Below are 26551 nucleotides of genomic sequence, written 5' to 3'. Positions count from 1 at the left end.
CCACATCCATTGCGCTGATCACCTATGTGATCATTATGATGCAAGAAAGCAGCTGGTTTTTTAAGAGATTCTAACTTGGCACGACGATATTTACACCGATCATTTACTCAACAATTTCAGTTTCAGGCAAAGCTTTATCACTGAAACAATGAGAAGAAATGACTTTCGTTTTTCCCGCTCTCGCACCAAGACCTTCAATCCTTAGCTGGTTCACCCCTTACACCAAGGCTTGGTCCCTGGTGAGCGCTGTTGAGCTGATCATCACCATCGTTCTAGGATGCAAAGTTGTTCAAATCATCAAAAAAAGCAAATTAAGCGATTCACTTTTTTAATGGGGTCGCTGTTATTCCTGTTCACAAGCACGACGGCCTATAACTATTTCCAATTTATCTACAGTGAACGACTCCTCACCTTACTTTTGGCGGGATACATCTATCAATACTGCCTCTATCAACACTCTGGCGAACTCAAGAATGGAAGGCTTGCTCTTCTTTTTGCATTGTTTATCCCCTTTTTCAAGGACTCTGCCATCCTGCTTGCCGTTGTTCCTGCACTGACCACGATCGCGCTTGGAAGCATCGGCAAAATCAATCACTATCCTCGCAGGAACGCAATCAAATTCTCTGATTGGGCAAGGGCCTATGCGTTAGAGCTGGCGATCTGCAGCCTGGCGGCGTTCTTTCTTGCTTCGTTCGTCATGCTGAGCGCCCTTCCCAGCCTCGCTGCCGGAGTGGCGCGCTACGACGCACATTTGGGCTTCTCGACACTCAAGCTCGATATCAGACTTGTCTTTTTAATTGGCTTCAGTGCGACCCGTCTATACCTACTCACCTTCTATCGCACCCAAGCCAACGCACTCGACGGACTCAACTTCGCCGCGCTGTCCTATGGCTTCTCTCTTTATATCTTAGTTGGCCTTGAAGCAAACAACTACATGACACTGCCACTCCAATTCGTTGCAGTGATCGACATGGTAATGATCTGGGAATCACTGGCTGTTCCATGGTTCAGCAAGCGCCTAAGCATTCGCCAAACACAGGCTGCGGCTCTCGGAGCCACGCTGCTTGTTCTTGGAATAGAAGACCGACAAGCAGACACATTCCGGCACCGGGCAACGGAGATCGCCTGGAAGCAACGATCTTGGCGCAAAACCTATAGCAAAGCCGATGAGATCGTAAAAACAGCCAAACAAAATGGGGAGGTTGTGAACTTGATTTACTCAAAGGGATGGTTTAAGAATTCAGAAGAGATGAAAAAACTAACGTACAATCGACTCGTGTATTACGACATTGACACTAGAGAATACACAATCAAAGACGGGATTAACTCAGGGAGCTCCTACAGTCAATCAAAAGGAGATTTCTTGGCTGATATCGACACCGGCAAGAAACTCACTCAATACGGCATTGACTTGCCTGACTATCAATTGCTCTACCAAGAAAATACCAATAAAAAATATGCTCGAATCCTTCGTCATCTTTAAAAACCAGCAGAATCGAATTGCCCCTAACGAGACTCTGCAGCTGCTGAATAAACAAGCCTGCGATTAAGTGCAGCCACCCATGGCAGCACCAAAGCAGCCTGCGCCAGCCCACTCGGAGCGGCCATCCAGCTGGCGTCGTAGCGAATGGACGCACTGCGCTTGGGATCAAAGCGCATGCGATTCCCAGAAAGCACATGGCTAGTGCTGAACTGTCCTGGCTGAAGCATCTGCTCCGACATCTCAAGGCCCAGCCACGTGCAGATCCGACCCAAAGTGCCCTCCGGATCGAGTGCTAATTGCTCATATCCCAGGCGCAACACCGGATGGGGGCATCTCTGAAGCAGCCGCTCATGGCGAGCGTTCATCCAACACCAGCGCAGCATCGGATTCAGGCCAGGAAACCAACGTCCCCGTTCACGGCCTGAGCGAGCTCGGGAGTGAACCCAGGAACGCAGGTCACGGGTGAGATGAATCACGCGGATGTCTAGATCCGAGTCCTGCTGGAAGGGCAAGCTGAAATCCCCCTGATAGGAATCGATGACCCAGGACGTGGCCGAAGAGTCCAAAGCTTGAGCCGCTTCAAGCGAGTGGATCAGTCGCTGCATTTTGACCGCCAAAGGGCAGTGATCATGCTCAGGAAGCCAGGCCAAAACCGGCCCCCAAACCGGGCATTCAGCGGCGATCTCACCACAGGTGCAACGTCGTTTAAAACGCAACGCACCGCGCAACTGCGCAGGCCCGCGATGGGCATCCGAGGGAGATGGACGCTCAAGAATCCGCGCTGCTTCCCCTAGCCCGACCATCTGGGGATGGGCTCCAAGCGCCAAATCCAAAATGGTGGTACCGCTATGGCCAAGCCCTCGAATCAACAGGAGCTTGTTCACGACGAAGACTCCTCGATCACCTTCAGCACAAGGCCTGATACCTGACGGAGGTGATGGTCGATGGTGAAGCCCTCCAGCACCCGTCTGCGTCCACAGTCTCCCAGGCGTGCCGCCAGCGCAGGATCCTTGATCAACTTGGCGATCGCCACCGCCATGGCAGCAACGTCTCCCTCATCTACGAGGAAGCCGCTCTCGCCTTCGAGCACCACTTCCGGGATACCGGCATGACGGGTCGCAACCACGGGAAGTCCACTGAGCTGGGCCTCCATCACGGCCACCGGACTGCCTTCGCTGTCGCCATCGGGGGCCACCAGGGAATGCTGAACAAAGCCGCGGACCTCCCGCATCAAAGACGCCACCTCCTCTTGCCTACGCAACCCCAACAAATGCACCCTGTCTTGCAGCTCGAGGGACTGCACTAAGACCTTCGCTTCTTCTACCAAGGGGCCCTCTCCCACCATCCAGAGCTGCGGCCGCTGTTCCCTTGGCTGGGTTTCAGTTTCAAGGAGTGAGAACGCGCGGATGGTATGCAACGGACCCTTCTTTTCCACGAAGCGGCCCACGGCAAGAAACACCGGCGGAGCGATGGCCGGAGCACTGCCCTTGAACAAGGCACGGTTTGCTCCAGATGGACTGATCAGCAAACGATCCGGTCGAGCTCCTAACGCCATCAAGGTTTGGGCCATGGGCTGAGATTTCACGATCACGCCAGCCGCGAGGCTCATCAAGCGCCGATAGCGACTTTTGAGCAATCCGAGCCGATCCCGTGCTGAGGCGTCGGACCCTCGGAAATGCACCACGAAGGGAATCCCGGTCCAAGCGCACGCCTCCATGACACGAACCGCCTCAAAACCAAACTCCACCATCACCGCTTGAGGGCGATACAAACGAATCAAGCCAAACGTCACAACCGATGCTGGCCAACTGGCAAGACGCAGCCATCTCAATCGTGTGCATGCCTTGCTGAGCAAAATTGCCAACCCGTAGGCAAAACGCCAAGGATGGTTGAAGGGCCTTTCATCGCCAAAGAAGGCCGTTACATCAAAGGGCAAGCCCTGCAAATTGGCTCTTACAAACGTTTCGCTGACCGCACGACGGCTTGGCGCCAAAACCAGCAACCTCGGCTGCGAAGAGATGGGGTTCTCCATTAACGCTCCGGGAGCGCCAAAACCGAGCGCCAATGGGCCTCCACCACACCCCAATCAAGAGAACAAAGCTTCTCCCGTGCGGCAGCACCTAAACGATCGCGTAAGGCCGCATCCAACATCAGCCGCTCGAGCGCCCTGGAAAAAGTACGCCAGTCATCCCTTGGGACGACAAGACCATGCTCCTCATTGGTCACCATTTCCAAGGGACCGGGTGACGCATCACTCACCACCGAAGGCAGACCAGCCGCCATCGCCTCGAGCAGGGCATTCGGCATCCCTTCAAAGCGCGATGGGAGCGCAAAAATCGCTGCTCGCTGCATGAAGGAGAGCGGATCGGACCGGAATCCAGCAAAGGTCACCGCTTCAACAAGACCCAACTCAAGCGCCTGATGCTCCAAGGCTTGTCGCTCTGGACCATCACCCACCAAGGTGATGCTCCAGCCGTTGCGGCAGTCCAAAGGCAAAGCGGCAAAGGCCTGCAACAGCAGATCCAATCCTTTTTGAGGGACCAAACGCGCGACCGCTAAAATCTGATGCGATCGTTCCGGAAGGGATCCAACACTCGAGCGAGACAAGGTTGCCGGCAGCGGATTGGGCAACAACTCCAGGCGTTTCCACTCACCCATTAGCTGAAGCGCATCGATTACCCCCTTGGTGTTGGCCGTCACCACATCGGCCCGTCGGTAATACACCTTGCGCAAGCGACTCCAAAGCAGCTCAAGACTCTGGCGACGGGGATCGTTGCGCTCCGAAACCACCAAATGCAGTGGCTGATCCCAAGCAGCCGCACAGCAAAGGATGTTCGTTTTCGTGAGCAACGCCAACACCCGTTTGGGACGCTGCTCCACCATCACCTGACGCAGTCGCTGATAGCGGTAGCCCGCCAACCACGGCATCCCTTGGCGCAGCAAACGGGTCTCCCAGGTGTTCTTGGCTGGATGCATGTGGCGCACAATCAATGGCCAAAAGAGTGCGCTCGCAACAAGAAAAATGATGCGCACACCTTTGAGCACTTGCGCCAAAACAAATCTTTTGGTGCGTGCTCCAAACGATCGATTCGAGACGTCTTGAAACCACGGATGAACATTGGGCCCGAGATCGAACATTTCCACTCCTGCGGGAACGGTGTGTTTCACCGGATGGCCATGGCGCAGGGACAAGACACGAACGCGAAAACCCTTAGCGGCGAAGTGCTCCGCAGCCAACAAACCAACTTTTTGTGCCCCGCCCGCTCCGAGGTGGGGAAGCACGACCCAGAGATCATCCATGGCTCAGCGGTCCCAGGGCCTCCAGGAAATCATGGCGAAGCCGTTCAGGGGAAAAGCGCTCTCGCACGTTGGTCGCCTCTTGTCCCAAGGCCTTGCAACGCGATCGATCCTGCAACAGCCCCCGAATCGCGATGACCCAATCCTCGACCGAGGCCTCTCCGGGCAACAACACGCCATTGACGTTGTGCTCGATCAACTCAGCTGGCCCCGTGAGGCAATCGCTGGCTACACAAGCACAGCCTGCCGCCATCGCCTCAAGCAGCACGTTGGGAAATCCTTCAAAGCGAGATGGCAGCACAAAAACTGTTGCCCTTGAATACCAAGCTGCCATGGTTCCGACCATTCCTGGAAGCAAAAGGCGTTGCTGAAGGTCTGAATCTTGACCGAGCTTGTCCCGCAACCACGCCTGCTGATCCACGCCTTGATAGCTGCCTTGAGGCAGGCCCACAAAGGCCAAGTGCAAGGAGGGGGTCTCTTGAGCTAGCGCACTGAACACGGGTATGAGACGGTCAAAGCCTTTCTGTTTGGCCTTCGTCCCCACCCCCAGGAGCAGCGGAACGCCCGGGACAAGCCAGTGGTCGGGATCCACAGCGGGCTCGCGATCTGGAAGAGGCCAAGTCACGGGGTTCGGCAAAAGCAGTTGACGGCGGACGCCGCAGTGCTCGCGCAGCCAAAAGCCAGTGACCTGCGTTTGCACCAGATTCAGGTCCGCCCAGGGATAGGTGAGACGCCTAAGCCAGCGCCATGGCAAAAGAGGTGGTTTTGCCGGTGGGTAATTGCGTTCAGACACGACGCAACGGATCGGCAACCCATAGCAAGCCAGTAGCAGCTTCACCGCCGGGAGGGTGGTAACACCAACCGCTAGCTGACAGCGTTCACGCCTGAGCAGTGAGCGCAACTGGAGAACGCGCAAGGGGAAAGCAAGCCAGCCCAGGCGTTCGAATGCTGCAGGCAAGGAAGGCTCCAAGCAACGACGCACCCCTGGAGGCAGCGGGTAGACATCACGATCGGGCGACTGACGCGTGATCACGACCACATCCCAGCCAGCGTCCCGACACCAGCCAGCCCAACGCAGCAACACCCTCTCTGCTCCGCCAAGCTTGAGCGAATCGATGCTGAACGCGACCCGAACCGGCGCCATCAACCTCCTGCCACTGGACCCAACGACTGCAAAAAGCAACGGGCTTTTTCCGCACGATGCCGGCGTAAATCGGGGAAATACACAAGCAGCATTGGATCCACCAGCTGTTCCAAACCTGGATGCTGCTCAGGGGCATCAACCGGCCAACTGGCCAGCTCTAACAAGGAAAGAAGCTCATCAGCGAAGGCGCGATGGTCTTCCTGCGTGAAGTGAACAATCGCCTCAAATCGCTTGTGGTAGCAGGCATCACGCAATCGCTCCACCTCCGCCACAACTCTGCGATACCGCAAAGGGTCGGCAGCATGCCAAGCCATCACTGCAGCAATCGTGAGACTGCGCAACATGTTGCGCGTCATCCGCACAGCCGTTTCGCAATCGATCGCAAAAGGGTCATAACGCCCCACGCTTGCGATCAAATCAAGTGCCGCACGCTCCAACCCAGAGCAGTCTTCTAGCGCCATCAGTGCACGGAAGCGGGTGAGCTGGGCCGAGATCAATAATTTGGCTCTGTTTTCGCGATTGGGCCTAAGGCAAAGATAAGTATTGGGGTCGTGCTCCAATTCATTGACGATCTCAGAAAGACCGGAGACTCCGAGCCGCAATGCTTGCTCATCCTTGGCATCAATAGCCCGATAGGTGCGCACAACCCTGCAATAGCCGACATAACGAGCTGGCAACACGCAACTCTCTGCAAGCGCATCAAACATCGCGAGTTGGTCGACACGTGATCCAGGCCGCGAACCGCGACGAAACAGGAGGTGATGCAGGATCTGAGCATTTCCATCCTCTACCCAAATCCGCTCAATCAAGGAACAGGCCTGGGCATAATCCCCCTCCTGCAAACAGCGCTGCGTCATCCCACTGAGCAGAGCAAGATTGCGGGGATGGTTTCGCAAGATCGTCATCAAAAAACGCTTCGACAGCGAGGTCGCTCGAAAGCGGTCCAGGAGCAACACCAGCGATAACCACACCTGGGCCTTCAGCCAGGACCACTTCAATTGCGATCGCACATGGTGGTAAGGAGGAGCCTGCGGCGGAGATGGCTCCGCAGGCAACAGTCCATGACGCTGCAACGTTGCCAACATGCGCTGCGTTCGGACGAAGTAGGTGTGCTGCTGAGCCCGTTCCAGCCTCATTTCCAACGCAGGACTGTCGCCGTTTAAGGCCCTGCGAATCGCCGTTGAAAAAGCCTCGACATTGTCTCGGCATAACAGGGCCACATCGGCTTGATCCTGCAACGAAGGGATCGCAGTGGCCACAACGACACGACCCGCCGCCAGGTATTCAAAAAATTTCATCGGATACATGTGCCGCGTGTAGTCGTTGAGCTGCAGCGGCAGCAAAGCCACATCAGCCTGAGCGAGGTAGTTAGGCAAGACCGCATAGGGCTTAGGACCCAGGAAATAGACGTTGGAGAAACGCTTTAAACCCGACACATCTGTACTGGGATCGGTTTCACCAACAGGGCCGATCAGTACAACATTCCACTCCGGATGCCGGGCAACGAGTGCCTCAAGCATCGGCAAATCAAGCTTGTAGGCATCAATCGCACCCACAAACATCAAGATCGGTTCTGATCCCTGTGGCAGATCGTCTGGCACGGATACGACAGAATCCAACGCGCCACTAAAAAACTTGGCATCCGCCACATTCCCAAAATAATGAGTGCCAGCGTTGAGTTCCGCCAAGGTTTGCTGGAGCTGGGGCGCCGTTGTGAAGACTGCATTAGCCGAACCACAAAGATCCTGCTCAGCCCTTTCAATCGCATCAGCGGGCATCCCTGGTTGAGCCTGAATGCGATCGACGCAGTGATAGATCGAGGCGTGAAACTTATTCAGACTTAGGTAACGACATGTTTGGGGGTTGAAGGTCCAAAGCAAAGGATTGCGTAAGTCAAGAATCAAATCAGCCACGAAGAGTGACAAGCCAAGACTCCAGCGATTCAGCCTTCCAAGAACTCCACTGGACTGACCGGGCAGAACAAGCGGAGAGATCACCCAAAGATTGGGCCTGACCTGACGAGGCCCACGCAATCCGCGCTTCAGCCGGCGAAGGATTCGGCCGGCATCTGAACGATCACCCCGAGGACCGCGAACACCCAAAGAATCCACATAAAGAACACGATGACCGATCTCGGAAAGAGAGCAGGCCACATGTTGCTTATTGGTCCACAGCGGGTGGTCCCAATCAGCCGTGGACAGCACAACAAAATCCGTCATTCAGTTTTTGACCGAATCAATCATTGCCATTTCTCGGAATGTGGCTGAACGTTCTTTCAGCTGCTGAAAATCACCGCTGGCGATAATCTCACCCTTGGACATTTCATAAATCACATCACACTTCTTGACCGTTGAAAGACGATGAGCAATCACAATCGTCGTGCATCGACGGCCAACAATATCCAAAGCCTGCATGACATCATGCTCCGTTTTGTTATCGAGAGCACTCGTTGCCTCATCGAGAACTAAGACTTTCGCTCCCCTGAAAAAAGCGCGTGATAGGGACAAACGCTGCCTCTGGCCACCGGAAAGCTTGATTCCATTCTCACCAATCATGGTGTAAAGGCCGTAGGTCATCCCGGCCACATATTCATCAAATTGTGCCGACTTTAAAGCAGCCCACACTTGGTCATCGTCGATTTCATCAGCATCGCAGCCGAAGGCAACATTGTCACGAATGCTGCCATCAATCAGGCGAATCGTTTGAGGAACAAATGCACAGTTGGCCTGCCAAGCAGGCACCTCCTGATCAGACACTTCAATGCCATCAAGAAGCAGTTCTCCCTGGGTTGGCTGATACAAACCAAGCAAGAGATGGGCCAGGGTCGTTTTTCCACTACCGGTACGACCCACCAAGGCAATGCGAGCTCCAATCGGAATCGAAAGGTTGACGTCATTAATGACATGCTTTGCGTCCTTGGCGTAAGCGAAGCTCACAGACTGGAGCTGGATGAAACGACGAGGCATCACCCCATCGGGAGTGGGAACTCCTGGAGAACTAATCAGATAGCGCTCAGGCTTGAGGCTGAGGAGCTCGAGCGCGTCGGCAATCTCTGGCAGACCGCCACGCAGACGATTGATGCTACGGAACATCGACTGCAGCGGTCCTGAAATCCTCAGAAGAGCAACTAAGACTGCAGAAAGAGCGGGAATGGCATTTTTGATGCCCTGAGGGTCTCCATTAAGCAGGGCGGGAATAATGCCAACCATGAACAGAATCGTGATTCCCGCGGGCTCGATCACGAGGCGAGGCACATCAGGAAGCAAGCGACCAATGCGGTCATACCGCTTCGCGATCACACCATCGCGAGCAAAACGAGAGACGAAATAGTTTTCAGCGGAATACAGCTGAACCTCCCGCATCGAACGTAATGATTCCATCAGCAACAAATTAATTCTTCGTCCATAACGAATTCGCTGCTTGGTCGCCAACCGCAAGTAGGGAGTAATCAATTTGGAAGCAATGACATAGGCAAAAAGCATTAATGCAAAGACTGCTAAAGCCTTCAGGCCCAGAACCAACACCACCCCAATTAACAACGATGCAACCGAGACCGTATTACCAGCGATTAAAAGAATTGGGCTAATCACACCCGTGGACACGCTATTAAGAATACGATTAAATTTTTCTGATAAATTAGCAGTGCGCTGATTAACAAAAAATGAATATTTTTGGCGCATGAGGTTGTCATACACCTTGTTCACTAGATCATTCCAAACTTCGGCGCTCAGAAGGCTCTGCATCAGAGCGACAGCAAAACGAAGCCCTGACGCCAGCCAAAATGATCCAATCAAAAGCACCACCAGCCAACCCGACTGATCAAGAAAACCACCACCAAATACCGTGATTCCGGGGAGGAAATCCTCTAAACGGGCTCCAGCCAACAGCCCGACCAAGCGAGCCAGCAAAGCGACAAGAAAAACGTCGAGCAATCCCTGCAAAAAGGACGCAAACAGAACAAAAACAAAGAGACGAGCGCGACGCCTTGGCAGCTCACGGAGCAGCTCGCTGAGATTGTTCCAGGTCTGACTTTGCAGAGGCATAGAGACCGTCAAAGACCAGCCTTGTTGCTCACAAGGCGTCCCAATTTCAATTGTCTGGACCTTAGACCGTGTAAGCCCTTAGGGCTTCTGACCTGCAGGCCAGCCAGGCAACCGATTGACCACCCGCAGTAGGACTCGGCAAACACGGCTGAAGCGCAGGCGCCAAAGAGGACTCGACTGCAACAACCCATCCCCTTTGAGGCTGGGCAGCAACTGATCGAGGAGCGCCAGCAGCACCCGCCAGCGCTGGGTCAACACCGGCTCCGAGTAGGCCTCCAAGAAGTTATCTAAGACCGACGCACTGCTGCGCCAAGCGGCTGGATCGGCCACAGCCCCAACAATCCTGTCCACGTCGTAGTCGAGTGAACCGCAGCCAATCTGATGGCCCAGCTCTCCTGGAGTGAGGGTGTCGGCTAAGGCGTGATTAAGGCTGCTGAACACCACACAGCCGCAGGCCATCGCCTCCAGCGGTGGCAGCCCAAATCCTTCACTCACTCCAGCCGCCCGCCAGTGCTCAGCGGAGTCGTAGAGGTAAACCTTGGCGCTGTTGAACAGGTCGACTAAGTCATCGACCCAACCGGACTGGACCTCAACGCGGAGCCCGCACGCGCGCAAAGCAGGCACCAGGCGCTTGAGCACATAATCGCTGCTTTTGCGCTGCTGCACCAGCACATCGATCGGCCGCCTGCCACTCACGTTCTGGCGCGCACCCCGCTCCAGCCACTGGGGCTCAAGGGCATTGGGAAGCAGGAACAAGGGGTTCCTCGGGGCCCGATCACCCCAATACCCCAAGGTATTGCGACTCACCGCGACCACGGGAACACCCGGCGGCAGATCAAATCCATACCCACTGCTATGGGCTTGGTACAGCGCGAGGCGACCGCGCAAACGCTTCAACAGCATGGGGACATCAAAACCCCAGCTCACCAGCCACAGGGTCTCCCCGGGAGCATCTTCGCGATCGAGTAGGTCGCCCAGAAAACGATGGGACGGTTCACGCGCCCGGTAGGTCACAACCTCCGTTGGGCGCAGCTGCGACAACAATCGGGCCGTCTGCAAGGCAACGCTCAATCCACCACAACGAAAACGGGGCCCGGTGCCTGGCACCAGAACCCGAATCGACGCGAACGGTCGTGAGGAGTCTTGAATGCCGTCCTCGCTGAACACCTAGGCCACAGCGGCCTCGGTGCTTCCTGTCCGCTGACGGCGCGTCAGGAAACCAAACAGGACCTTGCCGATGGCAGCCACAAGATTTCCCTCAAGCTCCTGGAACATTTTCATGTTCAGGTGGAACGCCTGATTGGCCTCTTCGACGATGCGATCAGCTGTGGCCTGGTCAATGGGCAAGGCATCCATCGCCGAGCGATAGGTGGTTTTGAAGGCTTTCTCGTCGGCGATTTCAGGAAACACATAAAAGTGCAGTCCATCATCGGTGGGGTTGTTCATCGCCTTCTGAGCAATGTTCTTGAGAATCTGCCCACCGGAGAGATCGCCCAGGTAGCGGGTGTAGTGATGACCCACCAACAACTCAGGAGCCGTCTGAGCCACCTCACGAATCCGAGCCACATACTCCGTTGCGGCAGGAGAGGCTTCGATCTGTTGGCGCCACTCAGGGCCGAAGTAGAAGGCGAGGTCTTCCTCGAGGGCGGTGACGCGATCGAGCTGCTCAAAGGCAATCGGGGACAACACGGGGTGATCCTTGAGTCGATGCATCTCCTCTTCCATGGCTTCATAGACAAAGAAGAGGTCTGCCACCAACTTGCGATAGCTCAGCTTGTCCACCACACCCTTCAGGAAGCAGCTCACAAAGCCAGTGTTCTCGGCCATGGTGTGTGACTTTTTCGTGCCTTCCCGGAGCTGGGTAGCCAGAGCGACGGACATAAGAGTGAAAGACGAAGCGATTAAACGACCTTAAATTCAGTTTCCGAAGATGGCTCCGATCGGTTGCGAAGGGTTAAGAACTGGTGCAATTGGGCACACCCTGTTCGAACACTTCAAACAACTCTCGGCAGATCAACTGCAGCTGCTCCACCTGATCCAGCTGGGGTAGGTGGGGGCCAACCGGCAACCAGTCGCCCACCGTTGCCAAGCGCCAGCGTTCGCCCTCAAACGTCATCCCACGCATGACCACGCCCAGGAGGGATGGGCAGGTCGCATCCGTCCCCCCCGCCTCCGACTTGAGCCGGAGTTGCAGCAACAAGCTGCGGCACTGCAGCCGCGGGCTCCAACCTGGAAAATCGAAGGCCAAATCCAAGGTTGCGGCCTCGTCCCAATGGCGTGTGCAAGGGTCATCGCGCCAGGGGCTCAAATTCGGCTGAGCTGCAGGGAACTGCCGTCGCACCAGCGTGACGCTGGAGGCCAAGGTCTGGGCCAAGGCCACGCTATGGACCGCCGCTGCCGCATTCACAGGGTTCATCGCCGCTGACCCCAGGGTGAAGCTTCAACAGGACTTGCGCCAGCTGCCGTTACGGTTCATCCACAGCAGCAACAGATCCCTGGCCTCTCCCTTCACTCGGATCAGTCTTTACGGGCTCGTCGGCATTGGTGCCGCGATCGTTCATGCCGGCGTCTTGCTTGCCTTGGGGGTGCTCATGCCGCTCTGGGCCGCGAATCCGCTGGCCTTTTTGGCGGCCTCCATCGCCGGTTATCTCGGTCACGCGCGTTACACCTTCAAGCCGGAGACGGGGGGGCAACGCTTTGCACGGCGCTGGCTGGTCATCCAATACGTGGTCAATCTGTCCGTCTGCGGTGTGCTGCCACTCGTCCTCCCAGGCGCCGTCCCCAGCGTGATCCGACTGGGGATTTTGGTGTTCACTCCCACGGTTCTCAATGCCCTGATCTGGTCGAAGGCCGCCCGCTTCAGCGCAAAGCAGCGAAGCCAGCAGCAACGACCACGGGTGCATGCGGATGATCTCGGCCTCAGCGAAGCCACCAACAACGCCATCCTTCAACTCGCAGGCATCGGCAAGTTGGATGGAGCCAGCTTGCTCGTGCAGGGGCCTACGGCCTCCCGGGGGGTAGAGGCCTGGACAGCACTTCAAGCCGAGCAACCAGACCTTGAGCTTTGCCTCCACCTTTGCTTAACCGAAGGGCCTTGCAGCGCCCTCGCCTCGGCGATCCCCGATCTCGTTAACCCTGACGGCCATCTCAAGCTTTCCTTTGGGACATGGCTCTCTCTGTCCCTGCTCCCCGCCATGCACCCGCGGCGACAGCGGGTGACCCGTCAACTCCACCAAGAGATTCAGGCGCAACTTGCCCGCTTCCGGCAACTCTGCGGCGATGACGTCCCGGTTCACCTAGACGGCCATCAGCATGTGCACCTGGTGCCAATCGTGCACGACTGCCTATTGCAGGTTTCAGGCGAGCAACAGATCACCTGGATGCGCAGCACAACAGAGCCACTTCCCACGGGACTCGATCTGCGCTGCTGGTGGGACGCAATCCGCCAAGCGGGGCTGCTCAAATGGCTCGTGCTGGAGGTTCTCAGCCGCCGTGCGCAGGGCAAGCAGCAACGACTTGGCATTGCCAGCAATGGCGGATTTGCCGGTGTGTTGTTCACCGGACAGATGGCAGGCCAGCCGCTGCGAGCGGCCCATCAAACCCTTTCAGTCCTCCCGACCCGAGCGAATCGAACCCAACCACTCCTGCTTGCCCATCCAGGTGCACCGCTCTCGCGCAATCTCAGGGAAGCAGGGTTCTCTGTGTCGCAACCCTTTGCCGCCTCTCCGTGGCGACAACGGGAATGGCAAGCGCTTCAGGAGTTGTGAACCGCTCGGATGAAGTAGTGGGGGCGATCCTTGGCCTCCACATAAATCCGACCGATGTATTCCCCAAGAACACCGATCCCAATCAGCTGAATCCCGCCCAAAAACAAAACAGCCACTAACAAAGAGGCATATCCAGGCATCTCTACCCCAGTCACCATCGTGCGAATCGCGATGTATTTGGCGTATATGAGGCTAACTAACGATACAACAATGCCAATTCCAGTCCAAACCCTTAGGGGTAGAACCGAAAAAGAAAAGATGCCATCAAAGGCATAACTGAACAATTGAAGAGGGCTCCAAGAGGACTGTCCTGAGCTGCGCGTGACACGCTGATAAGGCACTTCAATGCTGCGGTAGCCCGTCCAAGGCAGCAGCCCCTTCGAAAAGCGACTCGACTCTCGCAACCGCGTGAACGCTTCAAGAACACCGGCATCCAAGAGGCGAAAATCTCCTGCTCCTTCCTGCAGCTGAATCGAATCAACCACTTTGTTGAAGACGCGGTAAAACCAAGATGCGCTAGCCACCTTGAGGCGTGATTCCTGATCTTGGTCGTCCCGAACCGCCGTGACCACCTCAGCTCCATCTCGCCATGCCTGCACCATCGATTCGATCAGCTCAGGAGGATGCTGCAAATCCGAGTCGATCAACACAGCGGCGGCGCATTGACCTTGGGCATGATCCAATCCAGCCAGCATGGCGGCTTCTTTGCCGAAATTGCGCGTGAGCTCTAACAGCGTGACGGGAGCCTGACCGTCTCGGTTCTGCCGTTGTGCCATCCAATGGCGAATCCGAGCAACGGTTGCATCGCGCGAACCATCATCAATCAGCACCAATCGGTTGACACCTGGCACCTGCAGGACTCGTTCAATGAAAGCCTCTATGACGGCCTCCTCGTTGAAACAAGCAGCCACGACCCAGACACCTTCAGGTTTCACCATGGATCATGGAGAGGGAATCAAGAAGAACTTAAGAGAGCACCCGCCGAGTCATAAGCTCGCCCAATCAAAAATGCCGCCAGGCAGCGACCCTCCATGGCTCAGTTTGAGAAGCTCACCGCCCCCATCAATGGCACCCCAATCCGCTTCGAAAACGGCCAACCCATAGTTGCGAACGATCCGATCATTCCTTTCATTCGCGGAGACGGCACAGGAGTGGACATCTGGCCCGCCACTCAGAAGGTGCTCGATGCGGCTGTCGCTCAGGCCTACAAGGGAGACAAAAAAATCGAGTGGTTCAAGGTCTATGCCGGTGATGAAGCCTGCGACCTTTACGGCACCTATCAATATCTTCCTGAAGACACCCTTGAAGCAATCCGCAGCTTCGGTGTGGCGATCAAGGGGCCCCTCACCACTCCAGTGGGTGGCGGCATCCGCTCGCTGAATGTCGCCCTCCGACAAATTTTCGACCTCTACTGCTGTGTCCGGCCCTGCAGCTACTACGAAGGCACCCCCAGTCCCCACAAGCGCCCCCAAGACCTTGACGTAATCGTCTACCGAGAGAACACGGAAGACATCTATATGGGAATTGAGTGGGAAGCCGACGATCCGATCGGCCAAGAGCTGCGCAAGCATCTCAATGAAGTCGTCATCCCTGCCAACGGCAAACTCGGCAAACGGCAAATTCCAGAAGGATCCGGCATCGGCATCAAGCCGGTGAGCAAAAACGGCAGCCAGCGCCACATCCGCAAAGCCATCCAACACGCGCTGCGCTTGGAGGGAAATAAGCGTCACGTCACGCTGGTGCACAAAGGCAACATCATGAAATTCACGGAAGGCGCCTTCCGCGACTGGGGCTATGAGCTTGCCACCACTGAATTCCGCGACGTTTGTATCACGGAACGAGAAAGTTGGATTCTCGACAACCTCGATCGGGATCACTCGCTCAGTGCCCAGGACAATGCGCGCATGATTGAGCCCGGCTACGACAGCCTGACCCCGGAGAAAAAAGAGACGATTGATTCAGAAGTGCGCGAGGTGCTCGCAGCGATTGGCGACAGCCACGGCTACGGCAAATGGAAAAGCATGGTGCTGGTGGATGACCGCATCGCCGACAGCATTTTCCAGCAGATCCAAACCCGCCCTCAGGAATATTCGATCCTGGCCACCCTCAACCTCAACGGCGACTACATCTCCGATGCCGCTGCCGCGATGGTGGGAGGCCTTGGCATGGCCCCAGGCGCGAACATCGGTGAAACGGCCGCCATCTTTGAAGCCACCCATGGCACTGCCCCCAAACACGCAGGATTGGATCGAATCAACCCCGGTTCCGTGATCCTGAGCGGGGTGATGATGCTGGAATTCCTCGGCTGGCAAGATGCCGCCGACCTGATCACCAAGGGCCTCAGCGCCGCCATCAAGAACAAGCAGGTCACCTATGACCTCGCCCGATTGATGGAACCCAAAGTGGATCCCGTGAGCTGTAGTGGTTTTGCTGACGCCATCATCAAGCGTTTTTAAACGGAGCGCTTTTGAGCACCAACAGGCCGATTCAAGCCAGAATCGGCCTATGGCTTTTGTCGACCCAAGCGACCCCTGCGTTCACTGCGGCTTTTGTTTGCCCACCTGCGCCAGCTATCGGGTGCTGGGCACGGAGATGGATTCCCCGCGCGGGCGCATCCACACCCTTAAGGCGATCGAAGCTGGAGAGCTGGAGATGGATGCCACGGTGGCCAGCCATTTCGATAGCTGCTTGGGCTGCTTCGCCTGCGTCACCGCCTGTCCATCCGGCGTGCGCTACGACCAACTGATTGAAGCGACCCGCCCAAAACTCAACCAACCTGAATTCCGCAGCAGCTGGCAAACCAGTTTCCGGCAGTTGTTGCTCCTGGTGCTGCCCTACCCCAAACGCCTACGCGCGCTCCTGCAACCCTTCCGCGCCTATGCAGGCACAGGACTCCAGCGGTTCACGCGCAGAACAGGGCTACTCAAGCTGCTGGGCCCGCAACTGGAAGCGATGGAAGCACTCCTGCCTCCTTTATCTCCCGAGGGGTTTGCCGATCGGTTCCCCAGGGTGAATCCGGCACATGGCAAACAACGCGGCCGGGTGGGCTTGGTGCTGGGTTGCGTTCAACGCTGCTTTGATCCAGGGGTGAACGCGGCCACCGTGGCCGTCCTGCAAGCCAATGGCTTCGAGGTGGTGATTCCAGCCAATCAAGGCTGCTGCGGGGCGGTGAGCCACCACCAAGGCCAACTCCAACAAACCCAGGAGCTGGCAAGGGCGTTGGTGCAGAGCTTTCAAGAGGACGCCCTGGATGCCGTGCTGGTAGCCGCCTCCGGTTGCGGGCACACCATGAAGGCCTACAAGGAACTGCTCGATGGTGCAGACACCTTCAGTGCTCCGGTGTTGGACGTGCATGAATTCTTGGCCAATCGGGGGCTTTCGGAGTCGTTTCGACAAGCGCTCACACCCCTGCCCTACAAGGTGGCTTATCACGATGCCTGCCACATGATCCATGGCCAGGGGATTGCCGCCCAGCCCAGGGACTTGCTGCGTGCCATTCCCGAACTCCAGCTCAAAGAAGCCACGGAAGCCGGGGTGTGTTGCGGCAGTGCCGGTATCTACAACCTGGTGCAACCAGACGAGGCCGCTGAACTCGGCCAACTCAAGGCCGACGACCTCAGCAGCACGGGAGCCGAGATTGTGGCCAGCGCCAACATCGGCTGCAGCCTGCAACTGAGGCGTTACCTCAGCCACGACGGCCCCAAGGTGGAGCACCCCATGGAACTGCTCGCCCGCTCCGCTGGGGTGGGACCGTTCAGCGCCACGCCAAGCAAGGACTAAAGCCCTTCGCCCCTCAAGCCTTCGAGCCAACGCCAAGCCTCGGTGAGGGTGTCTGGCTCACCAAGATTTCCCGGAAAAGTGATCACCGGCAATGGGTCGCTGGGTTCCTGCTCCCGAAGCCCCTGGTCCAAGGAAGACATGGATCGCACCAGTGATAAGCCTGGCAAAAGCTGACCCTCCAGCTGAACAGCCTCGAGGCCAAGTCCCTCCACCAAAAGGGTTCCCGTGGTGATGCCTCCCTTGCTGATCAGGTAGCCAAGCCGCGCTGCCACGCCGGACAACAGACGGGCCATCAGGGATGCCAACTCCATCCCAAAGCGCAGCCGCCGAGCAGCCGCTGCCGCCCCTGATCCAAACAGCAACTCACCACGACTGGAAAACAGCACCGGCGTGAGCCCCGCATCCAGGGCTCGCTCCAGCTGACTCCGCCATTCAGCCTCCAGATCCGGCAAGAGCAGATCAGCAGATCCCCCCTCCAGCACCCGGGCGATGCGAGCCACCGGCAGCTCAATGCCGCGGCAACGCGCATTGGCCAACAGAGATTTTAACTGTTGATCCGCCAAAGGAACGTGGGAGCCCACCACCACCAAACCAGGGAGCGGCTGGCCATGGAGATCGCGGCAGCGCAAGCCCACCAGGCCATGGGCATCAAGGGGCTGGGGTCCCAAGGGCGATGGACCTGAATCCACAAGGCCGTTGAGCAGGCTTGCGGCTGAACGAAACAAGAAGCGCTTGCGCCCCTGCAACCGGCGAATGGCGACTCCGAGCGCCAGGAGATGCTCAGGGTGGGTCGCATCCACGACAACGGATCGATTGGCGTTGAGCGCCTCAAGACAAGCCAAGAGTTCCTCCGCTCGCTCAGCTTCAAGCAACGCCAGCGGGATTCGCAGCACTGAGTTGGCAGGGATCTGGCCAGCGCTCTTTTCCTCGAGCCACTCCGCCAGATCACTGGTGCCATAACCAAACAGGCGATCCTGGGCAAACGCTGTGGTGTGCACCGGCTCTCCGTGCAGACGATGCACCCCATTCACGGTGGTGCGGCCTCCTTCCAAGAAGGCGGGCACATGCAAGGTGGCATCCACCGCTCCGAAGTGCTCCTCCCAGGCCTGCGCCAGAACCTCTGGTTCGAGCACGCCGTGGCCGCGCAAGGTGGAATCACCGCGGCTCACCAGCAGCAGCTGATGCTCCTGAAGACCTTCAGCGGCCATGGCCAGCGCCAGAGCGTCCACAATTTCGCGGTTGCGGCTGGCCGCGGCCTCAGGCGTGAGCGCCCGCGTGTTTGCCAACACAAACAGCAACGGCGAGGGGTGCCTCAACCCTCGACGCAATGCCCCTTCATCCCAACGCAACAACAGCGGGCAGCTGTGCACCGTCTGAGAACCGGTGGGATCGTCGTCGATTACGACAATCTTCATGGCACGATCGATGGGTTGACTGAACTGGCCTGGTCGCTCACGTGCCTGAACAAGGGTTGTCCTCCACTGCGGTCCTAGCACCCAATTCTGTTGAGGAGCTTGGCCAACTCATCGCCGCCATGCATGCCGATGGGACGCCCTGGGTTCCCTCTGGCTTGGGCAGCCGTCTGCACTGGGGCCCTCCTCTTGCCGCTGATGCGGGGCCGGTGCTGAGCATGCGCCAGCTGTCCGGAATCATTGACCATGCCGTGGATGACCTCACGATCACCGTGGATGCGGGCATGCCCTTGGCCGACCTCCAGGCAGCCCTGGCAGACCATCAGCAATGGCTGCCGCTCAACTGGCCCTGGGGCAGCAGCATGGCCTCGCCTTCATCGGCGGGAACGATCGGCGGGCTGGTGGCTCGTGGGCTGTCCGGAGGTCTGCGCCAACGGCATCTGGGCGTGCGCGACCAGATCATCGGCATCAGCTTGATCCGCAGCGATGGGGTGAGCGCCAGGGCCGGCGGCAGGGTGGTGAAAAACGTGGCCGGCTATGACCTGATGCGCCTGCTCTGCGGCAGCTGGGGCAGCCTCGCCTTGATCTCCGGGGTCACGTTGCGAGTGCAACCGCTGCGTGAACCGCGCGGGCTGCTTGTTCTGGAGGGTGAACTCAGCCAGCTCGAGGCGTTACGAGCCGAGCTGGTGGGCAGCAGCTTCACGCCCGAGTGGATTGATTGGGAGCTCCGGCCGGACCAGGGGCCACGGATCCTGCTGGGCGTGGCCAGCATCAGCGATGCTGCGGTCGTCGACCAGCTCAACCGGCTCGAGAGGCTCGCTGCCCAGCAGGGGGTAAGCGCAGAGCGACAGCCGTGGGACCACCCGATCCCCGAAGAATCTGGCCCAAGCGCAGATCCGCCCTGGCTGCTGCGCCTCTGTCTCCCCCCTGCCCAGCTCCAGCAGTTGCTCAGCTCGCAGGAATGCACGGCGCTCTCGGGCTGGCATTGGAGGCTGGCCGCTGGAGCCGGCAGCGGTGAGGGCTGGCAGACCAGCGGTCTTCCCACACCGGACTACCAAATCGAAGCGCTGAGGCGAAGGGTGATGGCGTTAGGGGGGCAGCTCAGCGTGCTGATCCAACCGGGAACCCAGCCCGGGGCTCTACCCGCCTGGCTGGATGCCCCGTCCCGACCCCTGATTGAAGCCATGAAGCGTCAGTTTGACCCCAAACAACAGCTCTCAAGAGGACGGTTGCCTGGGATGGCAGCGCCTCTCAACTCACGGCATAGCGGCAACTGAGCTGCATGCTCTCGCCCGCAGCGAGCTCGAGCTTGCCGTCCCCAGTGATCAGGGACTGGCGCGGTCCCGTCCAGGGCTCGAGGCACACCATCGGGCGAGGGGGCTCGGTCCAGACCACCGTGAGATCCATGGGCGCTTGATGCTGCAGCTGCAAACGCGTTCCCGCAGCCTCATCCACCAGGGTGACCGGTCCAGCAGGGCGGGTGAGAAAGTCCACTCCCTCTGGCAGTCGGCTCAATTGATCTCCGGTTTCAGCCTCTGCCATCACGAGGTGGTTCAGGCACTGGGGTGCCAAGCCCTCGATGCTCGTGCGACTGAGGTCCGTCACATTGAAATAGGGATGCAGACCAAAACTGAACGGCATCAACTCGCCTCCCTCATTGAGATTCGCAATCGTGGTGGCGATCTCCAACGCACCACTCACCGGACGAACCGCCATCTCCAGCCGAAAGCGGAACGGATAGTGCGCAAGGGTCTCGTCGGTATCGGTCAAACGCAAACGCACGCCGCTCTGGTCGTCGAGCAGCTCCAGCTGCCAAGGCAAGCCACGAGCAAACCCATGCTGCTTGAGGGTGGCTTCCCCACTTTTCAAGGGAAGCCGGTCGCCGGGAAGGTTGCCGCAGATGGGAAACAACACGGGAATTCCCCCCCGGATGCTCTGCGCCGGGTCGGCATAGCGCAGCTGGTCGAAATAGAGAATCTCCCGCCCATTGCAGAGCCATTCCGTGACGATGCCGCCGCGTTCGGGCACAACCCGTAGGCGATCACCACTTTGGGGATGCACATATTCCCAATGGGGATACGGCGTCGACAGTTGACGAAGGGTCATGGCCATGAAACCCAGAGCCTCTTCAGTGTGACCACAGTTCAGCCATCCGCGCAGCCATCGATCGCAAGGGAACCAAGCCAATCGAGCAGAGCCTTGTTCACCTGATCAGGAACCTCGTCATGGGGGCAGTGACCGGCCTCCAACACCACTTCATGGGTGTTCTCCGGGGCATGGCGTTGAAAGCTGGCGCGACGTCCAGCGGCATTGATCCAGGGATCACGGATTCCCCAGAGCAAAAACAATGGCGATTGAAGCTGATCAAACAATTCATCCAGAGGTTGGCCACTGGGGATGTCGAACACGGTGCGAAACACGCCAAACGCTCCGGGATCCAGCGACGGAAGGCGAATCGATTCCACCAGGGCGTCGTCCACGTTGGTGCGATCGACGTACACCTGATTGAGGGTGCGCCGAATCGTGGACCGCCGGCGCAAATTCTCAAACAACACCCGTTGCAGCACTGGGCTTTTCAGCAGAGCAGAAGCAATGGTGCGACGGGCGATCGCGCCCCAGCCCCCTGGTGATGAACGCTGCTCATCACTAAAAGGACCCGCCGCATTCAGGAGCACCACCCCTGCTGACTGGTCCTTCAAAGCAGCACCAGCAGCTAAGGCAGCAAACCCCCCAAGCGAATTGCCAGCGATCACGGTGGGACGTCCGATCCGCTCCTGGACGTAGGCCACCAACTGGTCTCGCCAAAGCGCACCGCCGTAGGTAAGCCCAGCTGGTTTGGCGCTGCGGCCGAAGCCAAGGAGATCGAGGGCATGCACTTCGTAGTGGTCTGCCAACACGGGGATGTTGTGGCGCCAATGGTCGGTGGAGGCCCCAAAGCCGTGCACCAACAACACGGCGGGTCGCTTTTTAGCCTGGGCCGCCGCCTCGGGCTGCTCAGGCATCTGGCAAAGACCATGCACTGCATGATTCTCAAACTGCCACCAGGTCTCGCCCACCACTCTCTTTCCGTTGATCGGCGATGCTAGGCATCCTGTTCATGCCTCCGCAGCGCCGGGCACTTGCCACCAATGGACACATACGAGATGGGGCCCCTGCTGCAAAGCAGCACCCTCAGCGGAGGCCTGTTTTGGGCACTTGCCCTCTACCTGCCGCTCAGTGGACCACTGCAACGGCTGGAGGCAAGCCTGGAGGACGGGCCCCTGAGTGGGGCCTGGCGTCAGGCCGCCCTGGTGATCAGCAGTCTGCTGCTCGCCCTAGCTGTGGGTGTGATCACCCAACTCATCTTGGCCTGGGCGCTTGGACCTGGCTGGGCCTCCAGCCTGGCCTTGATCACCATTGGCTGGAGTTTGTTCCTCGTGGTTGCCCGCGGGCAAGGGGACTAGGTCAAACCAACGGGATCAGCCGCGACCTCACCATCGACCTTGTCGTCGTCATCGGGCTTATCCCCACCAATCACCAACCGGAGCAGCACCGGTGCCAGGAAGGTGGTGCCGATCACCATCAACAGAATCGCCGCCTCAAGCGACGGCGACAGAAGCTTGGCGCTGGTGCCAAGGCCCAGGAAAATCAAGCCCACTTCTCCGCGGGGCATCATTCCAAGTCCCACCACGAGGCGTCGGGTGGGTTGCTTGCTCACAAAGGCCCAACCAGCGGCAATCTTGCCGATCACGGCAACCACAAACAAGAAGGCGGCAATGATCAAGGCGGTGCGGCTGGCGGGATCGGAAGGATTGATCACCGAGAGATCCATGCCGGCACCCACGAGCACAAAGAAGATCGTGGCAAACAGGGTCACGATCGGCAGGACGGCCTGCTGGATGGCGTGATTGTGCTTTGAACTACTGAGAATCAAACCAGCCGCGAAGGCGCCAAGGGCCGCCTCCAATCCAATCGCTGTGGCGGTGAAGCAGCTCAGCGCCAGGATCACGAAGGAAGCCACCAGCACCTCACCCGGTGCCTTGAGTTTGTCGATCAGCCAGTCGAACGCTGGAGCAGCTGTGCGGCTCAAACCGATCGCGGCCACAACGAACACGGCCGCGGCCGCGACAAGCTTGAGTATCGGACCAATTTCCAGACTGCCGCCGGAGGCCAAGGCCACCACCACAGCCAAGATCACGATGCCGAGGATGTCATCGAGAACCGCCGCACCGATCACGATCTGACCCTCTCGGGTTTTCAAATATCCAAGTTCTCCGAACACGCTGGCGGTAATGCCAATGCTGGTGGCGGTCATCGAGGCGCCCGCAAAAATCGCGGGGATCGCTCCCACATGGAATAAAGCCATCAGCCCCCATGTGCCCAGGGCAAACGGCAACACCACACCTGCTACTGCCACGGTGAAGGCCTGCGTGCCAACCGCGATCAGCTCATCGAGCTCACTCTCCAATCCGGTAAGAAATAAAAGAGCAAACAGGCCCAGCTGAGCCACAGACTCCAAGGCGGGGAAACTTTCGTTGTAGAGCTCTGTGACCGATTCAGGCGGCACATTGCCCAAGGAACTGAGGAAGGTCACCAAACCATTGCTCAATTCCACTTGGGTTTCTGGCGGCACCAAGAGATGCAGACCAGATGCTCCGATCAAGACACCAGCAAGGAGCTCTCCCAAAATCGTGGGCAGCTGGAGGCGCACCAGAACTTCGGCCAACGCTCGCGCTGCCACGAAAATCAGCATGAATCGGCCAACCCCAATCAAGGTGCCAGCCATCTCGAGATCGTGGGCAGACAGTTCAGCCAGTAACGGCGTGAGAAGGGGCGGCATCGCAGCAGCGAGCATCGGAATCGGCATGTTTTCTCAGCGGGACCTTAAGGGCAAAAGGGATCTCTGACCGTGCATTGCGATGGCCTGCTAGCCGATGGCAACAAAACAGCCTCCTCGGTCACAGTTCGGCGACCGTTTCAAGCTTTCTTGGTTCATTCCCACCACAATTAACGCAAAACAAAAAGCAATCACAATATTTTTGTCTCCATGAGCAGCTCCGAACCCCTCGATCTTCGCCTTCCAACTCCTGGTTGCTATGCCGACCCAGAACGGGCGGGATTGGATGCTGATGCCGTGTTTGACGGCATGACAGAGCATCTGTTCTTCACGCTGGGCAAGCTGGCTCCATCCGCCAGCCGCCATGACCTCTACATGGCCCTCAGCTATGCCGTGCGCGATCGGCTGATGACCCGTTATCTGGCCAGCTTGGAGGCGATTCGGGCCCGACCACAAAAAACAGTGGCCTATTTGTCTGCGGAGTTCCTGATTGGACCGCAACTGGCCAATAATCTGCTCAATCTGGGAATCCAGAACGAAGCGGAAGAGGCCGTGAAGCGCTTCGGGATTGAATCCCTGCAGCAGATCATCGAGGTAGAGGAGGAGCCTGGCCTCGGCAATGGCGGTCTGGGTCGCTTAGCCGCTTGCTACATGGAATCACTGGCAAGTTTGCAGATTCCTGCCACGGGCTATGGCATCCGCTACGAATTTGGAATTTTTGATCAACTGATCCGCGATGGCTGGCAGGTGGAGGTCACCGATAAGTGGCTCAAGGGCGGCTGGCCCTGGGAACTGCCCCAGCCTGATCAGGCCTGCTTTGTGGGTTTTGGCGGCCGCACGGAGAGCTATCTCGACGACAAAGGCATCTATCGCTCGCGCTGGATCCCCTCGGATCACGCCATTGGTGTTCCCCACGACGTGCCGGTGCTCGGCTACCGCGTGAACACCTGCGACCGTCTGCGCCTGTGGCGCGCTGATGCCACGGAAAGCTTCGACTTCTACGCCTTCAACATCGGTGATTACTACGGCGCTGTGGAAGAAAAAGTGGGCAGCGAAACCCTCTCCAAAGTCTTGTATCCCAACGACGGCACCGATGAAGGCCGGCGCCTGCGCCTAAAGCAGCAGCACTTCTTTGTGAGCTGCTCACTGCAAGACATGTTGCGCAGCCTCGACAACCGCGGGCTGTCCGTTGACGACTTCCCTGAGTACTGGACCGTTCAGCTCAACGACACCCATCCCGCGATCGCAGTTGCGGAACTGATGCGTCTGCTGATCGATGATCGCCATATGGAATGGGACAAGGCTTGGGACATCACCCGCCGTTCCGTGGCCTACACCAACCACACCCTGCTACCTGAGGCACTCGAGAAATGGGATCTCAACCTGTTTGGAAGCCTGCTCCCAAGGCATCTAGAGCTGATTTACGAAATCAACCGCCGCTTCCTTCAGCAGGTGCGCTTGCGCTATCCCGGCAACGAAGCGATTCAACGCAAGCTCTCGATCATTGATGAAGAGGGTGGGAAGTCCATTCGCATGGCCCACCTCGCCACCATTGGCGCCCATCATGTGAATGGCGTCGCGGCTCTCCATTCCGATTTGGTGCGCGAGCAGCTGATGCCGGAATTCGCCGAGCTCTGGCCCGAAAAATTCACCAATGTGACCAACGGCGTCACCCCAAGGCGTTGGGTGGCCCTGTCCAATCCAGGACTCTCCACCCTGCTTGATGAGCATGTGGGCCCCGATTGGGTCACCAACATGGAGATCCTGCGCAAGCTTGAGGATCGCCAGAACGACACGGGCTTCCTGAATCATTGGGAAGACACCAAGCTCTCCGTAAAGCGCAAGCTGTCCACTTACATCCACCGCAACACCGGTGTGTTGGTGGATCCCTCAAGCCTGTTTGACGTACAAGTGAAGCGGATTCATGAATACAAACGCCAGCACCTCAATGCTCTTCAGGTGATTACCCAGTACCTCAGGATCAAAAACGGCCAAGCCGATGGCATGGCGCCTCGCACGGTGATCTTTGGTGGCAAGGCGGCACCTGGCTACTACATGGCCAAGCTGATCATCCGCTTCATCAACGGCATCGCCGAAACGATCAACGCTGATCCCGACATGGACGGACGTCTGCGGGTGGTGTTCCTGGCGGATTACAACGTGAAGCTCGGCGAACAGGTGTATCCAGCCTCGGATCTTTCCGAACAGATCTCGACGGCTGGCAAGGAAGCCTCCGGAACCGGCAACATGAAATTCGCCATGAATGGAGCGCTCACGATTGGCACCCTTGATGGCGCCAACGTGGAAATCCGTGAGCACGTGGGTGCAGAAAACTTCTTCCTCTTCGGCAAAACCGTGGAAGAGATTGCGGCTCTCAAGCAAGGCGGATACAGACCTTGGGAGGTGGTGGAGTCAGTTCCGGAGCTCGCTGAAGCCATCCGCTTGGTGGAAATGGGTCACTTCAGCAATGGCGATGGTGAGTTGTTCCGTCCTCTGATCGACAACCTCACGGGGAATGATCCCTTCTTCGTGATGGCTGATTTCGCCGACTACCTGCGCGCGCAGGATGCGGTGAGCCTGGCCTGGACTGATCGTCATCATTGGAACAGGATGTCTGTGTTGAACAGCGCCAGAAGCGGTTTCTTCTCCTCGGATCGTTCGATCCGTGACTACTGCCGCGACATCTGGAAGGTGGAAGCCATGCCGGTTGAGATCACCTGCGACGTGCCTGAGTAGTCGTCTCCACGCCATAAATGTTTTCGCTTAATATCAACATTGAAAACCCCTCGAGAACATTTCGAGGGGTTTT

General features: G+C 57.9%; 21 protein-coding genes. 7 read left to right on the top strand and 14 right to left on the bottom strand.

Annotation, left to right across the window (positions count from 1 at the left end):
* Window positions 1-331 precede the first annotated feature (331 nt).
* The gene (locus tag SynROS8604_RS01610) at window positions 332-1483 is read left to right on the top strand and encodes a hypothetical protein (protein ID WP_186544905.1); all 1152 of its coding nucleotides are present in this window, start codon (window positions 332-334) and stop codon (window positions 1481-1483) included.
* Between the two features lie 23 nt (window positions 1484-1506).
* Here SynROS8604_RS01610 and SynROS8604_RS01605 read toward each other — a convergent pair whose 3' ends face one another.
* From SynROS8604_RS01605 to SynROS8604_RS01565, 9 genes are all read right to left on the bottom strand, one after another.
* Entirely contained in the window at window positions 1507-2367 is an 861-nt protein-coding gene (locus tag SynROS8604_RS01605; protein ID WP_255445139.1) for a sulfotransferase, read from the bottom strand.
* Window positions 2364-3515, bottom strand: a complete 1152-nt coding sequence (locus tag SynROS8604_RS01600) for a glycosyltransferase (RefSeq protein WP_186545743.1) — start codon at window positions 3513-3515, stop codon at window positions 2364-2366. Before SynROS8604_RS01600 ends, SynROS8604_RS01605 begins: the two co-directional genes overlap by 4 nt.
* Window positions 3515-4783, bottom strand: coding sequence for a glycosyltransferase (locus tag SynROS8604_RS01595; protein WP_186544904.1), 1269 nt, complete (start codon window positions 4781-4783; stop codon window positions 3515-3517). Before SynROS8604_RS01595 ends, SynROS8604_RS01600 begins: the two co-directional genes overlap by 1 nt.
* A complete protein-coding gene (locus SynROS8604_RS01590; RefSeq protein WP_186544903.1) occupies window positions 4776-5924 on the bottom strand; it encodes a glycosyltransferase in 1149 nt (382 codons plus the stop codon). The genes SynROS8604_RS01595 and SynROS8604_RS01590 overlap by 8 nt, the downstream gene beginning before the upstream one ends.
* Window positions 5924-8143, bottom strand: a complete 2220-nt coding sequence (locus SynROS8604_RS01585) for a glycosyltransferase (RefSeq protein WP_186544902.1) — start codon at window positions 8141-8143, stop codon at window positions 5924-5926. The genes SynROS8604_RS01590 and SynROS8604_RS01585 overlap by 1 nt, the downstream gene beginning before the upstream one ends.
* Window positions 8144-9967, bottom strand: a complete 1824-nt coding sequence (locus SynROS8604_RS01580; protein ID WP_186544901.1) for an ABC transporter ATP-binding protein — start codon at window positions 9965-9967, stop codon at window positions 8144-8146.
* A 78-nt stretch (window positions 9968-10045) separates the two neighbouring features.
* The gene (locus tag SynROS8604_RS01575; RefSeq protein WP_255445138.1) at window positions 10046-11134 is read right to left on the bottom strand and encodes a glycosyltransferase; all 1089 of its coding nucleotides are present in this window, start codon (window positions 11132-11134) and stop codon (window positions 10046-10048) included.
* Window positions 11135-11848, bottom strand: a complete 714-nt coding sequence (locus SynROS8604_RS01570; RefSeq protein ID WP_186544900.1) for a heme oxygenase (biliverdin-producing) — start codon at window positions 11846-11848, stop codon at window positions 11135-11137. It lies immediately after the preceding gene.
* Between the two features lie 73 nt (window positions 11849-11921).
* On the bottom strand, window positions 11922-12383 hold the full coding sequence (locus tag SynROS8604_RS01565; protein WP_186544899.1) for a hypothetical protein: 462 nt from the start codon (window positions 12381-12383) through the stop codon (window positions 11922-11924).
* Here SynROS8604_RS01565 and SynROS8604_RS01560 point away from each other — a divergent pair.
* Window positions 12313-13734, top strand: coding sequence for a ChbG/HpnK family deacetylase (locus SynROS8604_RS01560; protein ID WP_370586538.1), 1422 nt, complete (start codon window positions 12313-12315; stop codon window positions 13732-13734). The two genes, SynROS8604_RS01565 and SynROS8604_RS01560, sit on opposite strands and share 71 nt — an antisense overlap.
* Here SynROS8604_RS01560 and SynROS8604_RS01555 read toward each other — a convergent pair.
* Window positions 13722-14672: a glycosyltransferase family 2 protein gene (locus SynROS8604_RS01555; RefSeq protein ID WP_186544898.1), complete on the bottom strand. Its 951-nt coding sequence runs from the start codon at window positions 14670-14672 to the stop codon at window positions 13722-13724. The genes SynROS8604_RS01560 and SynROS8604_RS01555 overlap by 13 nt on opposite strands.
* A 93-nt stretch (window positions 14673-14765) precedes the next feature.
* On the opposite strand from SynROS8604_RS01555, the gene SynROS8604_RS01550 reads away from it, so the two are divergent.
* Window positions 14766-16190 (top strand): NADP-dependent isocitrate dehydrogenase, encoded by a 1425-nt coding sequence (locus SynROS8604_RS01550; RefSeq protein WP_186544897.1) that lies wholly within the window; start codon window positions 14766-14768, stop codon window positions 16188-16190.
* A gap of 49 nt (window positions 16191-16239) precedes the next feature.
* Complete coding sequence (locus tag SynROS8604_RS01545; protein WP_186544896.1) at window positions 16240-17514, top strand: (Fe-S)-binding protein; 1275 nt, start codon at window positions 16240-16242, stop codon at window positions 17512-17514.
* Here the strand turns inward: SynROS8604_RS01545 and SynROS8604_RS01540 are convergent.
* Window positions 17511-18929, bottom strand: coding sequence for a four-carbon acid sugar kinase family protein (locus SynROS8604_RS01540; RefSeq protein WP_186544895.1), 1419 nt, complete (start codon window positions 18927-18929; stop codon window positions 17511-17513). The two genes, SynROS8604_RS01545 and SynROS8604_RS01540, sit on opposite strands and share 4 nt — an antisense overlap.
* Window positions 18930-18970: 41 nt before the next feature.
* Between SynROS8604_RS01540 and SynROS8604_RS01535 the strand changes: the two genes are divergently transcribed.
* The gene (locus SynROS8604_RS01535; protein ID WP_255445137.1) at window positions 18971-20203 is read left to right on the top strand and encodes an FAD-binding oxidoreductase; all 1233 of its coding nucleotides are present in this window, start codon (window positions 18971-18973) and stop codon (window positions 20201-20203) included.
* Here SynROS8604_RS01535 and SynROS8604_RS01530 read toward each other — a convergent pair.
* Both SynROS8604_RS01530 and SynROS8604_RS01525 read right to left on the bottom strand, forming a co-directional pair.
* Entirely contained in the window at window positions 20178-21038 is an 861-nt protein-coding gene (locus tag SynROS8604_RS01530; protein WP_186544893.1) for a galactose mutarotase, read from the bottom strand. The two genes, SynROS8604_RS01535 and SynROS8604_RS01530, sit on opposite strands and share 26 nt — an antisense overlap.
* A gap of 32 nt (window positions 21039-21070) precedes the next feature.
* A complete protein-coding gene (locus tag SynROS8604_RS01525; protein ID WP_255445267.1) occupies window positions 21071-21928 on the bottom strand; it encodes an alpha/beta fold hydrolase in 858 nt (285 codons plus the stop codon).
* Between the two features lie 126 nt (window positions 21929-22054).
* Here SynROS8604_RS01525 and SynROS8604_RS01520 point away from each other — a divergent pair, with 126 nt between their 5' ends.
* Window positions 22055-22369 carry a hypothetical protein gene (locus tag SynROS8604_RS01520; protein WP_186544891.1) on the top strand — a complete coding sequence of 105 codons (315 nt, stop codon included), beginning with the start codon at window positions 22055-22057 and terminating at the stop codon, window positions 22367-22369.
* Here the strand turns inward: SynROS8604_RS01520 and SynROS8604_RS01515 are convergent.
* The gene (locus SynROS8604_RS01515; RefSeq protein WP_186545740.1) at window positions 22366-23760 is read right to left on the bottom strand and encodes a cation:proton antiporter; all 1395 of its coding nucleotides are present in this window, start codon (window positions 23758-23760) and stop codon (window positions 22366-22368) included. The two genes, SynROS8604_RS01520 and SynROS8604_RS01515, sit on opposite strands and share 4 nt — an antisense overlap.
* Window positions 23761-23952: 192 nt before the next feature.
* Between SynROS8604_RS01515 and SynROS8604_RS01510 the strand changes: the two genes are divergently transcribed.
* Window positions 23953-26478 (top strand): glycogen/starch/alpha-glucan phosphorylase, encoded by a 2526-nt coding sequence (locus SynROS8604_RS01510; protein WP_186544890.1) that lies wholly within the window; start codon window positions 23953-23955, stop codon window positions 26476-26478.
* Window positions 26479-26551 lie beyond the last annotated feature (73 nt).

The organism is Synechococcus sp. ROS8604, assembly GCF_014279655.1.
Lineage (GTDB): Bacteria > Cyanobacteriota > Cyanobacteriia > PCC-6307 > Cyanobiaceae > Synechococcus_C.
Note: the sequence above shows the minus strand (reverse complement) of the source record. Positions and strands in the feature narration are given on the sequence as shown.